General features: G+C 33.7%; 9 protein-coding genes. 8 read left to right on the plus strand and 1 reads right to left on the minus strand.

Translation table 11 applies throughout. The annotated features are described in order from the left end of the window. Positions 1-80: 80 nt before the first annotated feature. From AC2DZ0_RS10100 to AC2DZ0_RS10130, 7 genes are all read left to right on the plus strand, one after another. Entirely contained in the window at positions 81-758 is a 678-nt protein-coding gene (locus AC2DZ0_RS10100) for a succinate dehydrogenase cytochrome b subunit (protein ID WP_484641620.1), read from the plus strand. A 12-nt stretch (positions 759-770) separates the two neighbouring features. Beyond that, complete coding sequence (locus tag AC2DZ0_RS10105) at positions 771-2,786, plus strand: fumarate reductase/succinate dehydrogenase flavoprotein subunit (protein ID WP_152285972.1); 2,016 nt, start codon at positions 771-773, stop codon at positions 2,784-2,786. A 9-nt stretch (positions 2,787-2,795) separates the two neighbouring features. Next, positions 2,796-3,536, plus strand: a complete 741-nt coding sequence (locus AC2DZ0_RS10110; protein WP_484489935.1) for a succinate dehydrogenase/fumarate reductase iron-sulfur subunit — start codon at positions 2,796-2,798, stop codon at positions 3,534-3,536. Positions 3,537-3,723: 187 nt separating this feature from the next. Beyond that, on the plus strand, positions 3,724-4,965 hold the full coding sequence (locus tag AC2DZ0_RS10115; RefSeq protein ID WP_484641622.1) for a SulP family inorganic anion transporter: 1,242 nt from the start codon (positions 3,724-3,726) through the stop codon (positions 4,963-4,965). A gap of 181 nt (positions 4,966-5,146) precedes the next feature. Further along, on the plus strand, positions 5,147-7,063 hold the full coding sequence (locus AC2DZ0_RS10120) for a DUF3857 domain-containing protein (RefSeq protein ID WP_484641624.1): 1,917 nt from the start codon (positions 5,147-5,149) through the stop codon (positions 7,061-7,063). Between the two features lie 2 nt (positions 7,064-7,065). Further along, complete coding sequence (locus AC2DZ0_RS10125) at positions 7,066-9,081, plus strand: DUF3857 domain-containing protein (RefSeq protein ID WP_484641626.1); 2,016 nt, start codon at positions 7,066-7,068, stop codon at positions 9,079-9,081. Between the two features lie 110 nt (positions 9,082-9,191). After that, on the plus strand, positions 9,192-10,676 hold the full coding sequence (locus AC2DZ0_RS10130) for a tetratricopeptide repeat protein (RefSeq protein WP_484641627.1): 1,485 nt from the start codon (positions 9,192-9,194) through the stop codon (positions 10,674-10,676). Between the two features lie 61 nt (positions 10,677-10,737). Here the strand turns inward: AC2DZ0_RS10130 and AC2DZ0_RS10135 are convergent, their stop codons facing one another. Further along, a complete protein-coding gene (locus AC2DZ0_RS10135; RefSeq protein WP_484641628.1) occupies positions 10,738-13,320 on the minus strand; it encodes a glycoside hydrolase family 3 C-terminal domain-containing protein in 2,583 nt (860 codons plus the stop codon). 301 nt (positions 13,321-13,621) lie between these two features. Between AC2DZ0_RS10135 and AC2DZ0_RS10140 the strand changes: the two genes are divergently transcribed. Then, positions 13,622-14,797, plus strand: coding sequence for a carboxypeptidase-like regulatory domain-containing protein (locus AC2DZ0_RS10140; protein WP_484641629.1), 1,176 nt, complete (start codon positions 13,622-13,624; stop codon positions 14,795-14,797). Positions 14,798-14,871 lie beyond the last annotated feature (74 nt).

Below are 14,871 nucleotides of genomic sequence, written 5' to 3' on the forward strand. Positions count from 1 at the left end.
TAAGCAAAAAAACAGTGTCTTTTTTTCTCAAAAGAAAATCTAAGTAGTACATTTGTGCGATTCATAAAACTAAATTAAAAATGAGCGGATTTCTATCTTCATCAATTGCAAGGAAAGTGGCCATGGCACTGTCAGCACTGTTCCTTATCTTTTTCTTAATAATGCATTTATCGGTTAATTTAACTTCATTATTTAGCGAAACATTATTCAACCATTTATCTCACTTTATGGGAACAAACCCAATGGTTCAATTTGTATTACAGCCTATCTTAATTTTTGGTGTTGTATTTCATTTTGTAATGGGATTTGTATTAGAATTAAAAAACAAAAAAGCAACTGCAGTAAAGTATGCAAAAGACAATGGAGCTGCCAACTCAACTTGGACTTCAAGAAACATGATTTACAGCGGATTGGTAATTCTTGCTTTTATCGTTTTACACTTTATTGATTTTTGGATTCCTGAACTAAACACAAAATATATTCATGGAGACATGAGTGGTTTACTTGAAGGTACTCAAGACTTTAGATACTTTGAAGAATTACAACATAAATTTGTAAATCCATTACGTGTACTTGCTTATGTGGTTTCTTTCGTATTGTTAGGATTGCATTTAGCACACGGATTTCAATCGGCTTTCCAGTCAATGGGATTCAACAACAAATACACAAAAACAGTGAAAGCTGCAGGTAAACTATACTCTATTATTATCCCTGCTGGATTTGTTTTAGTAGCAGTATTTCATTTCTTAAACCATTAATCTTATATACATATGACGACTTTAAATTCAAAAATTCCTAAAGGTCCAATTAAAGATAAGTGGACAACTTACAAAGACAAAATCGACTTAGTAAACCCTGCGAACAAGCGTAACATTGATGTTATTGTTGTAGGAACAGGATTGGCCGGTGGTTCTGCTGCTGCTTCTTTAGCTGAGTTAGGATATAACGTAAAAGCATTTGCTTACCAAGATTCACCTCGTAGAGCACACTCTATTGCTGCACAAGGAGGAATCAATGCTGCTAAAAACTATCAAGGTGATGGTGACTCTACTTACAGATTATTTTATGACACTGTAAAAGGTGGTGATTACCGTTCTCGTGAAGCAAACGTGCACCGTTTAGCAGAAGTATCTGGAAATATTATTGACCAATGTGTTGCTCAAGGGGTTCCTTTTGCACGTGACTATGGAGGATTGTTAGACAACCGTTCATTTGGTGGGGTATTGGTATCTCGTACTTTTTATGCTAAAGGTCAAACAGGACAACAATTATTATTAGGAGCTTATTCTGCCATGAACCGTCAGATTGCTCGTGGAAAGATAGAAATGCACAACCGTCACGAAATGCTAGATGTAGTTTTGGTAGACGGAAAAGCAAGAGGAATTATTGCTCGTAACATGATTACTGGTGAAATTCAACGTCATTCTGCTCATGCAGTAGTAATTGCATCTGGAGGATATGGAAATGTATACTTCCTTTCTACAAACGCCATGGGATCTAACGTTACAGCTGGTTGGAAAATTCATAAAAAAGGAGCATTCTTCGCGAACCCTTGTTATACTCAAATTCACCCAACTTGTATTCCTAGATCAGGTGACTATCAATCTAAATTGACTTTGATGTCAGAGTCTTTACGTAATGATGGTCGTATCTGGGTTCCTGCTAAATTAGAGGATGCAAAAGCAATTCAAGAAGGAAAGTTAAAAGCGACTGAAATTGCTGAAGAAGATAGAGATTATTACTTAGAAAGAAGATATCCTGCATTCGGTAACTTAGTACCTCGTGATGTTGCTTCAAGAGCGGCAAAAGAACGTTGTGATGCTGGTTACGGAGTAAATGCAACTGGAGAAGCTGTATACTTAGATTTCGCAGCGGCAATTGAGCGTTACGGAAAAGAACAGGCTAAAATCAAAGGTATTGACAATGCATCGGCATCAGAAATATATGACTTAGGTCAAGCTGTTGTTGAAGCGAAATACGGAAACTTATTCCAAATGTATGAGAAAATCGTTGATGAGAATCCATACAAAACTCCAATGATGATTTACCCAGCAACTCACTACACTATGGGTGGTGTTTGGGTAGACTACAACTTGATGACTACCATCCCAGGATGTTACTGTATTGGAGAAGCAAACTTCTCTGATCACGGAGCAAACAGACTTGGAGCATCTGCCTTAATGCAAGGTTTGGCTGATGGATACTTCGTATTGCCTTACACTATCGGAGATTACTTATCTGATGATATTAGAACTGGAAAAATCCCAACAGATTCCCCAGAATTTGATGAGGCTGAAAAATCAGTTAAAGAATTGATTAATTTCTTTGTGACGAACAAAGGAAAACACTCAGTAGATTATTACCACAAGAAGTTAGGAAAAATCATGTGGGACAAAGTAGGAATGTCTCGTAATGAAAAAGGCTTGAAAGAAGCAATGGCTGAAATCAAAGCTTTACGTGAAGACTTCTGGAAAAACGTAACTGTACCTGGAAACTCTAACGAAATGAACCCGGAATTAGAAAAAGCAACAAGAGTTGCAGATTTCTTAGAATTAGGAGAATTATTTGCTAAAGATGCCTTGAACAGAAACGAATCTTGTGGAGGTCACTTTAGAGAAGAATCTGTTGAATTAGACGGAGAACAAGAAGGAGAGGCAAAACGTAACGATAAAGATTTTGCTTATGTTTCTGCTTGGGAATACAAAGGAGAACCTGGAGATGCGGTACTTCATAAAGAAGAATTAGAATTTAATGACATTGAACTAAAACAACGTTCATACAAATAAGAAGACACTATGAATTTAACACTAAAAATCTGGAGACAAAAAAACGCTGATGACAAAGGTCAATTAGTGGATTATAAAGTAACTGATATTTCAGAGCATATGTCGTTCTTAGAAATGATGGATGTCTTGAATGAACAATTGATCAATAAAGGTGAAGAGCCTGTTGCATTTGACCACGATTGTCGTGAAGGAATTTGCGGTATGTGTTCTATGTACATCAATGGTGAAGCTCATGGACCTGATAGAGGAATCACTACTTGTCAGTTACACATGCGTTCTTTCAAAGATGGAGATACAATCCATATTGAGCCATTTAGAGCTACAGCTTTCCCTGTAATTAAAGATTTAGTTGTAGACCGTACTGCTTTTGATAGAATTCAACAATCAGGTGGTTATATCTCTGTAAACACTTCTGGAAATACACAAGATGCCAATGCTACGCCTATTTCTAAAATTGATGCAGACAAGGCAATGGATGCTGCAACTTGTATCGGATGTGGTGCTTGTGTTGCAACTTGTAAAAACTCTTCTGCAATGCTATTTGTTGGAGCCAAAGTATCGCAGTATGCTTTATTACCACAAGGGCAAGTGGAAGCAACTGAAAGAGTTTTAAGCATGGTTCAGCAAATGGATGATGAAGGTTTCGGAAACTGTACGAATACAGGTGCATGTGAGGTAGAATGCCCTAAAGGAATTTCTTTAGAAAATATTGCTCGTATGAACAGAGAATTCTTAAAAGCTAGTTTATAAAACTACATTTAACTCAAATATCAAAAGCCCTTTTCATTCATTTGAAAAGGGCTTTTCTTTTGAACTCTATCAAATTCATCCCTTTAAATAAGTGAATTTATTAATATATCGTTTTCGTTAAAAAGACTTTTTAGTCTTTTTTTAACAATGTGGTTTAATAATTTTACAGTATCAAAATCACAAGACTATGTTACAAAATTTTAAAGGAGATTTATTAGGAGGAATAACCGCAGGAATCGTAGCGTTACCTCTAGCACTCGCATTCGGATTACAATCAGGTTTAGGGGCGTCAGCTGGATTATATGGAGCCATATTTATAGGATTTTTCGCTGCATTATTTGGAGGTACCTCCACACAAATAAGCGGCCCAACAGCCCCCATGACCGCTGTAAGTTTAGTTGCAGTAGCTACCATACTTCATGCAAATAACGGTGATATTTCTAAAGCTTTACCACTTATACTTTTTGTGTTTTTTGCAGCAGGCTTATTTCAAATTCTTTTTGGCATCTTAAAATTAGGTACGCTTATCAAATACATACCTGCATCCGTAGTATCCGGATTTATGAGCGGAATTGGTTGTATCATCTTAATTACCCAACTTCCAAATGTATTAGGATTTAAAACTGGAGGTGTCATAGCCTCTATCAAAACAATACCATACGCAATCACACATATCAATACAATAGAATTTTTGCTTGCTGTGGCAACTATTGCAATCATATATGGATTTAAAAGAATTACAAAGGCTGTACCTAGCACTTTAGTTGCATTGTTAAGCGTTAGTATTTTTTCTATTCTATTTCTTCCAGCCGAATCTTTCGGAATAATAGGAAATATCCCATCCGGATTTCCTAAACTAAACTTCGATCTTTTTACAAGTTTTTCAATAGCTTCTTTTTCTCCATATTTTTTGACAGCGCTTTCTTTGGCTCTTTTAGGAACAATAGACTCTTTATTAACCTCTGTAGTGGCAGATAATATGACAGACACAAAACACAACAGTAACAAAGAATTAATTGGACAAGGAATAGGAAACTCCATAGCCGCTATATTTGGAGGAATTCCAGGTGCTGGAGCCACCATCAGAACGGTTGTCAATATAGATGCTGGTGGAAAATCTAGGGTATCAGGTATGGTAGCCGCTGTATTACTTCTATGTTTCTTGATGTTATTAGGTCCACTTGCCTCGCATATACCTAACGCAGTACTTGCAGGAATATTAGTGACTGTGGGAATCGGTGTTTTGGATAAAAAGGGTTTAAAAAGTCTTCATTCCCAACCCGTAAAAGACACTATCGTGATGCTTCTAGTTTTAACCTTAACCGTGTTTTGGGATCTTATTTTCGCAGTTGCAATTGGTGTTCTAGTCTCCTATACTTTTAAGGTGTTTTCTAACTTCAACAAAAGAAAAAAAATCAAAATGGCTTAATTTACTACTATCAATACTCCCAACCCTATAGATACAAGTCTATAGGGTTTTCGTTTTTCAAACTGTACCATTTCACTTGGAATAAACTCCGGAAAAACACAGTTAAACGTAAAAATAACATTTGTTAAAAAACAAACCTTTAACAATTCATTTTATTACTTTTACACCTTCAAAACAAGCTATGAAACTACAACAATTACCCCTATTTTTTTTGGTGTTTCTGATATCAAATACCGACTTACTTTCTCAAGAAATCTCGTTAGCTTCATTTTTAATTCCAAAGGAATTAAAAGAAAATGCAAATGCTGTTGTTAGGTTAAACGAAACTACGGCTATTATTGAGGATAGTGACAAAATGAAAATTAAAAAGAAACGTATAGTAACCATCCTAAATAAAGTAGGGAAACGAAATCTAAATGGAACTTTCTATTATAGCGACCATCAAAAAATAATTGCCCTTCAAGCAACAATTTATAATTCAGCTGGCAAAAAGATTAAAAAATACTCCAAATCAAAATTCCAAGATGTGACTGCAACAGATGGTGGAACATTAGCTTCTGACGGCAGGTATAAATACTTAGAATATACTGCTAGTTCCTATCCTTATACTGTTGTTCTAGAATCTGAAATTGAGACCAATACAACAAGTGCTATAGCACGCTGGTTTCCCATAGAAGGCTTTCATGTTTCCGTAGAAAAAAACCTATATACTATTCTAAACCCTAAAGAAATTAACTTAAGAACAAAGGAAAGAAATTTTGAAGGTTTTGACATCCAATCAACAAAACAACCAACCAGAGTTAGTTATGAGATAAACAAACAAAAGGCGCAGCAATATGAGCGTTACGCTCCTAGCATTTCAAAATTATTTCCCACCGTTTTATTTGGGTTAGATACGTATGCCATAAAAGGCTTAAAAGGAAGCGCCACAAATTGGAAAGAATTTGGAAAGTGGGAATACGATGTTTTGATCAAAGAAAAAAACAATCTATCAGACGAAGCCAAATCAAGAATTCAAAAACTTACAGAGCATATAACAGACACCTTAGAAAAAGCTAAATTTATCTATAATTACGTTCAGCAAAACACAAGGTATATAAGTGTTCAATATGGTATTGGAGGACTAACACCTGCGTATTCCAATGATGTTGACAAATTAGGCTATGGAGATTGCAAAGGCCTTACAAACTACACTAAATCTCTATTAGAAGCCGTTGGAATAACATCTTATTATACAGAAATCTACTCCAAAAGTAGCAAAAGAAATATTGAAAAAGATTTTCATTCTATCCAAGGAGATCATATAATATTAAATCTACCTTATAAGGGAAAAGATTATTGGTTAGAATGTACCAGCCAAACGATACCCTTTGGATTTCTTGGTACGTTTACAGACGATAGAGATGCTTTGATACTAAGTCCAGAAGGAGGGTTTATCAAACACACAGCTATTTATAAAAATGCGACCAATCTGCAAAAAACATTAGGGAAAATAAACTTAACTGAAGAAGGAAATATTGCAGCCAATATAAACATTGAAACAAAGGGTACGCAATACAACCAACATTATCATTTAGAAAACAACAACCCGAAAGAAGTACAAACCTATTATATCTCTAATTATTGGAAAAATCTCAATAATTTAAAACTTGAGTCTTACACGTTTAAGAACAACAAAGATTCTATAATTTTTAATGAGCATGTTGCGGTTAAAATAAACAACTATGCCTCTTTTGCCGGTAACGATTTACTCCTTAGAGTTAATATTTTCAATAAGTATCAAAAACTACCTCCTAGGGTTGCTTCTAGAAAATTACCTATTGAGATTTCTAGGGGCTTTAAGGATGTTGATGCATATACTTTTGAAATACCTGCATCTTATCAAGCCTCCTACTTACCAGAAAAGAAAGAGATCACAAATGACTTTGGGCATTATGAAGTTTATTTTGAAAAAATAGATGAAACTCATTTTACCTATCATAGAAGCCTATCAATTTATGATGGCACTTTCCCTAAGGAATCTTATAACACTTATAGGAATTTTTTAAAAACCATATCAAAATACGATAACCTAAGAATTGCACTAACTAAAAAATAAGCATGAAAAACCTACAACTATTGTTTGTTACGTTACTCGTAACAACATTGACATTTGCCCAAAAAAGAAAATTTGGAAAAATACAAAAAGAAGAACTTCAAGAAACTTCTTATGCAAGAGACAGTCTTGCCAATGCATGCTATCTCTATAAAAAACGAGAAACAAATTTTGTATTTAACGAACAGAAATTCAATTTTGAATTGGTTACCAAAGTCCATGAAATTATCAAAATATATAATAAAGATGGTTTTGATAATGCAACAGTAACCATTAATTATTATGACCCTGAAACGGGCTCTACCGATGAAGAGGTACATAAAATAAAAGCCTATACTTATAACCTTGAAAATGGCAAGATCAAAAAAGAAAAACTTTCTTCTCAAAATGTCTTTCATGATCAAACTAACAAATTTTGGGCAAATAAAAAATTTACAATGCCTAATATAAACGAAGGATCTATTATTGAATACAGCTATACAATAATTTCTCCCTACTGGGATATTCGTGATTTGGACTTTCAATATGAAATACCAATCAAAGAACTTTACTATTCTACCGAGATTCCTGAATACTTTAATTTTAGCAAACGCAACAAAGGCTTTTACTTTATTCCAGCACAAGAAGAAACTTTAAACAGAAGTATCAGTTGGACGAATAAAAGTAGATCAACTGGGGATGTTGTTTCTACCACTTATGACGATCAAAAAATTAACCATACTTCAAAACACACGGTTTATAGTAAAAAAGACATCCCTGCACTTAGAGACAATGAACCCTATATGAGTAGTATCAACAACTATAGAGGTGGTGTAAAATACGAACTAAGTTCTACTAGATTACCAAACTCAAATACAGAACAATACAGTACCACATGGGAATCAGTAAGCAAAACTATTTTTGAAAACTCAAGTTTTGGCCAAGAGTTAAAATATTCCAATTATTTTAAAGAGGATCTAGCCAGAATTCTTGAAGGAAAAACAACCTACCAACAAAAATTAATCACCATTTTAGAATTTGCTAAATCAAAGGTAAAATGGAATGGATATTCAGGAAAATACACCAACCAAGGTGTGCGGAAAGCTTACAAAGAAGGATCTGGAAATGTTGCAGAAATAAATCTAATGTTAGTCTCTATGCTAAGAGAAGCAGGCTTTACAGCGAATCCTGTTTTATTGAGTACCAGAGACCATGGAATCCCATTTTTCCCAACTTTAGAAGGATATAATTATGTCATTGCAGCAGTTCATGCTGAAGGATCTGGCTATATTCTATTGGATGCAACAGAAAAATACAGCTCACCAAATAACCTTCCGTTAAGAGACTTGAATTGGGACGGTAGAATGATTGCGGATGATGGGCGTTCTAAGGCAATTAGTTTAGTTCCTAAAAAATACTCTGAAGAAACGAACTCTTTGAGTATCTCTATCGACGAAAATTTTCACGTAAAAGGTTTGCTTAGATGTAAAATAGATGGACTTAAGGCTTTTTCTTACAGGAATAAAAACGGCAAAAAAAAGGATGAAGATTTGATTCAAAAACTAGAAAACAAATTTCATGTTGAAATCAATAATTTTAGAATTAGCAATAAAGATCTTCCATACAAACCTATTTCTCAAATGATTCAGTTTGAGAGCGACGATATCATTGAAGTGATTAACGGAAAAATGTACATAGATCCTTTATTTTTCTTTACCACAAGAGTAAATCCGTTTAAAACAGAAGACAGAAAATTCCCTGTAGATTACGGTAGCCCATGGAAGGAAAAAAACATTATTTCAATTAAAATACCAGACGGATACCAGATTGAATCCATTCCAGAAACTTTTGGAATTGGCTTACCAGAAAATCTAGGAGTCTACAAGTTTCTAATTAATGCTAATGGAAACAGCATAAGTATCAAAACCGAAGAGGCTATTAACAGTCCTATTATTTCACCCATGTTCTATGCAGACCTAAAAAACTTCTATGCTGAAATGGTGAACAAACAAAAGAAAAAAATTGTTCTAACAAAAATCTAAATCTAAATCCTCTTACTTAAAAAGTAAGGGGATTTTTTAGTTGAAACAAGGCTATATTAAATATTATTCTTAGTTTGTAACCTTAAATTTCCTCACAAATAAAATAGCTTATGCGTCAATGGATTGTATTTTTTTTATGCTGTTTTTCATTTATTTCATCAGCGAAATCAAAAGATACAATTTTTGTTAAAGACAGCCTTGTTTTAAAAATTCAACAAGATCTAAAAGAATCTAAGCACCTTACTTCACTTGCTTATTACCCAGAAGCATATGACAAAATATGGGATGTTTTAAAAACTTCTGATTCTTTACAAAACCCAAAAATAAAATACGATGCCTATAAAAACCTGACCCTTTTATACTCCATTTTTAATAAAAAAACCAAAGCTATTTCTGCTATTGATTCCATGTTATATAATGCTAAAAAATCTGGCATGTATAGCAATCCGAAAGAAAAATCCAATCTTTATTATACCGCAGCGCTTACCTATAGAATGAATCAAGAATATAAATTAGCGCAACAATACCTCACGGTTAGTAAAATAATTCTTGACTCACTACATACCCCTTTAAAAAGCCAAATTTATGTACTTACAGAGCAAGCGCATCTGTATACTCTTACTGGCGATTATAAAGCTTCTGAAAAATTAATTTCTTCTCTTTTGAAGGAAATTCCAGAAAAGCATAATTATGGATCCATCATATACTCTATGTTGGGTGATTTGTACGCGAAGCAAAATCGAACAAAAGCTGCATTACAATCTTACAAAAAAAGCTTACAGTTAATTTCTGAACAAAAAATCAGATTGGGACTTAGAGTAGGTTTATTAGAAAAAACATCACTGCTTTATAAAGAACTTGGAAACTACAAACTAGCTTACGAACAGATTAACGAAGCCAAAACCCTTGGCGATAGTTTATTTGGAAGCCAAAGCGAACGAAACAAACAATTATTTGAAATAAAAGATTCATATAGAAAATCGATTATTGCTAACAATAGAATCAAAAAAGAACAAGAATTAAAATTAGTCAATGCCCAAAAAGCAACTCTGAATTCTCAATTATTATTCTCTATCCTATTAATCGTAATTTTAATTATTTCTGCATTTATTGTGATTAAATTATTGAGAAAAAAACACCACATAGAGAAAAAACTGACTGAAGAAAGAGCCTTGGCAGCAATTGAAATTAAGAAAAAAGAACTAGCTGTTACTGCACTTCAATTAATAGAAAAAGACAAATTATTAGAGGAAATAAAAAAAGGTTTAGATGAAGTAAACAAACATAATTTTTCTTCTGTTGACAAAATAAAAAGTACCATAAAGGTCAATTCTACCAAAACCTGGGATGAGTTTGAGGCTAGATTTATCCAAGTAAATAGTTCTTTTTACGAAAGACTGGGAATAAAACACAAAAACCTGAGCAGAAATGAATTGAAATTATGCGCTCTAGTAAAACTTAATTTTTCTACAAAGGAAATGGCCGATCTACTTGGTATATCACCAGACAGTGTAAATAAAGCTAGATATCGTCTCAGAAAAAAACTAGATTTACAAAGAGATGACAACCTTGTTTCTTATATAAATTCTATTTAAAAAAAATTCGGATAAACCAAAGTCTACCCGAATTTCACTAACTATAATCTACTCACAAAACTTATTTCTTAGACCTATTCACAATCTTTGTAATCACAAAAGGTTTCACATCACCTGGTGGAATTATTTTAATTGACTCATGATCTACATCCCCTTTTCTAGTGTTAATTCTTAACCTTACAGGCTGACCATATTCTGGTGGAATCGGAATCTTAATTTGTAATTTTCGTTGTTTATTCAGAATCGTATAGGTTTTTATTGAATTCCCAGCCATAAAAGTCTCAATAATTGCTTCTTTACTTGCCGACTTAAAAGTTAACTCTGCATCCCAAGTATTCACATAAAAACCAGGATCAATAAAGGTAATCTCATACTCAACCCAGCTTGAAGTATCTTTTTCCTTTTTAGATACACTATTCATATCTGATGGTTTATTATAGAGATAATCCCAACTTCTACCATGCTTTGCAGCATCAAAATTATAGTAACCACTTTTGTCACCCACTTTAATGTCTGGGATGGTACCTGCTTCCACCTTTATCGTTTTCACTTCACTAATTGCCTCACTAGAATTTCCAACTAAAATTTCAAACTTCCCAGCTTCCACTTTAAATTTCTCTTCTGAAACATTATAATATGAAAACGCTTCATAAGGTATTTTAACCTCAACCGTCTTGCTTTCTCCTGCATTTACAGACACTCTTTGAAATCCTTTAAGTGCTTTCATAGGAGTTTTTTGAGACGACTTAACATCCTTAATATATACTTGCACAACCTCATCACCAGCTACTTCACCTGTGTTGGTAACTGTTGCTGTAACCGTAAGAAATTGTTCTTGTTTTAAGGTTTTCGTATCAAGAGTCATTTTTCCTACTTCAAAATCAGTATAGCTCAAACCATAACCAAATGGATACAAAGCATCTCCCTTAAAGTACATATAAGTCCTTCCGTTTTGAACATTATAATCGTTGAAATCTGGCAAATCATTATCAGATTTAAACCAAGTTGCATTCAATTTCCCTCCTGGATTTACATCTCCAAACAACATTTTAGCCAAAGCTGTTCCTTGTTCTTGTCCATTTGCCCAAGCGCATATGATCGCAGGTACATTATTCTGCTCCCAAGAAACATCCGTTGCACCACTAGGAATCAACACAACGATCACATTTTTATTTACCTTTTGTACGGCTTTTATCAACTTATGCTGATTTCCTGGTAATTTCAATGATTTTCTATCTACATTTTCCGTAGCTGTAGCCTCATCATTACCAACCAAAACCACAACATATTCAGATTTTTTGGCAACCTCAACAGCTTCAGCTATTTTTTTTGCATCGTCTTTATCTTTGGCCAAAGCACAACCTTCAGCATATAATATTTCCGCAGAAGTACTATTTTTAATTCCTTGTAAAGGGGACACTTTACTTTTAGGATTTCCTGAATAAATCCCTAACCAACATCTATCAGCAAATGGACCTACCACTCCAATGCTCTTGATGGTCTTTTTTAAAGGAAGTATGTCTTTTTTATTTTTCAGTAATACGATAGATTGTTCAGCCGCTTTTAATGCCAATTCTTTATGAGCATCACATTCCAAAACGCTTTTTGGAATTTTAGAATAAGGATTTAAGGAAGGAGCATCAAAATCTCCTGTTCTAAACCTTAATTTTAACATTCTCCTTGCAGATACATTGATTTCCTCTTCTGTTAATAAACCTTGCTTAATAGCTTCCGGTAAAGCATTTACCATCGGTGCTTTTTTCACTGCATTTCTAAAACACTCTTGATCTACACCCGCTTTAATCGCCATCGCTGCAGCCTCTGCCTGTGAAGAAGCATAACGCATACGAGTTTCTAATCCTTGAACTGCCGCCCAATCTGCAATCACATATCCTTCAAATCCCCATTCATTTCTCAAAACAGCATTTACTAACCATTCATCCGCAGAACAAGGAACTCCGTTCAACCCGTTCAAAGCCGTCATTATTCCGGTAGCATTCTCATCTACGATACATGTTTTATATGCTGGAAAGTAATATTCATACAAATCTTTTTTTCCAATCATTGAATGAGACCTTTCTCTTCCTTTATCTACATTATTAGCTACATAATGCTTTACAGTTGTAACTGTTTTTAAGTAATTTGGATCATTACCTTGCATTCCTCTAATATACATTCGAGCCATTTCTGACATTAAATAAGGATCCTCACTATAGCATTCTTCATTCCTTCCCCATCTTGGATCACGAGCCATATTTACAGTAGGAGAGAACATCATAACTTCTTTTTTACCCATATTTTTGAGGGCTCTTGATTCATTTGAAATTGCAGTTGCAACGTCAAACATCAAATCAGGATTCCAAGTAGATCCCATTGCAATATTTTGAGGAAACTGTGTACAATTCCATGCAATAATTCCATGCAACGCTTCACCATACCATTCAAAATAAGGAACGTCTAAACGCTCTATAGCAGGAATTCTTGAACCGCAATAGCTTATTTTTTCTTCTAGCGTCATCTTAGACAATAGATCTTCTACTCTTTCATCAATGTTTGCATTTGCATCTTTCCATACTTGAGCATTCATTGAGAATACCGCCATAAGTAAGACAACAACAGAACTTATTTTTTTTAAATAAATCATAAATAAATAGGTGTTTAAATAATTTCTTCCAAAGTTACCACCTCGTCTTTACTAAGAAAAAAATACAGTATGGACATAATTTGGACACCCTCCTATATTCTCAAATAAACTGCACAAAAACTGCATCTCTAAAAAAAACAACAGAATAAATGTCTTATTCTCAGCAATTAATTTCTAACATTATGGAAGATTCATGAAAAGATATTATTTTTATAAAACATGTTTACTTCAAAATTGATCGAAAAAAAACAACCAATTAACACGGATTAAATTCTGTAAAACAATAACCAATAGAACTCATATGAAATCAATCTCACTAAAAATGATGCTCCTTGGAGTCATCTCAATCTTTTTTTGCGAAAGCATCTTCTCGCAAGAAAAATTAACCTTTGAAGGCCTTATCAAGGACACCAATGATTACACAATTCCTTATGCGGCGATTACTATTCCATCTAAAAACATTGGTACCTCTAGTACTGACGAAGGAACATTTTTATTATCCATCCCGAAAGAAGTTGTAAACGATACTTTAGAAATTTCAACAATTGGTTACAAAACCTTTAAAATTCTAATAAAAGATTTTATTGAGCTTGACGACAAAACCATAATTATTGAAGAAGACATCCTACAGCTTGATGATATTGAAATTCTAGCAACAGGAGAATACCCAAAGCTTGCAATAAAAAACATCAAAAACACCACCCTTAGAAATACCTTTCAATACAATGTTCTTTATAGAAGATCGTCGGTTGAAAACAATGTTTCTCGTTTTTTTGTAGAACATTATTTGAAAATAAAAGACAACGGTCCTTCATCTCCTACAATGCGAAGTATTGAATTAGTAGAAGGAAGAAAATCTGCGGACTATAGATTTTTAAAAACAAAACAATGGGAACATGCCATAAAATATATGGCTGATCAAAACCTTCTTAGAAAAAAAATCAAAGACAAAAATTATACCTGGACCAAAATTGATGATACAAGTTATGATGGAGAAAGTGTTGTTATTGTTGAAGGGCAGAGTACAAAGCACAAATGGTTACGCATCAAACTTTATGTTGGTTTAGATAATTATAGTGTTTACAGGTTTGAAACAACACTTAACAACGCTGTATATATCTATAAAAAAAACAAAGATGGAAAACTATATTTAAGCTATCACAAACGAGAAATGAAGCATAGTAAAAAATTAACCCCACAACAGCAAGCGGCCTTGAACACAACAAAAACTAGTCTTCCAGTTGCCTACAAACATGAAGCTTTTGTACTTGAAGTAATTACAGATAAAGACAAAATAAAAGTAAAAGATAACATGGTTGAAGGTGTTGACATGGGAGATATTAAGGTTCCTTATCACCCTGAATTTTGGAAAAATTTTAGTGTTCCTCCGATGACTAAATTTTACGAAAAAATCAAAAATGATCTTGAGTCGTTGTATGGTGTACCAATAAAAACACAATTTGAGTTAGTTAACTAAGTCAATTTATCGACAAACAACCCAAAAACATAGACATAAGTACCTTCTCATAATTCATTTGATTTTAAATTCTT

It is taken from the genome of Flavicella sp. IMCC45668 (genome assembly GCF_057219105.1).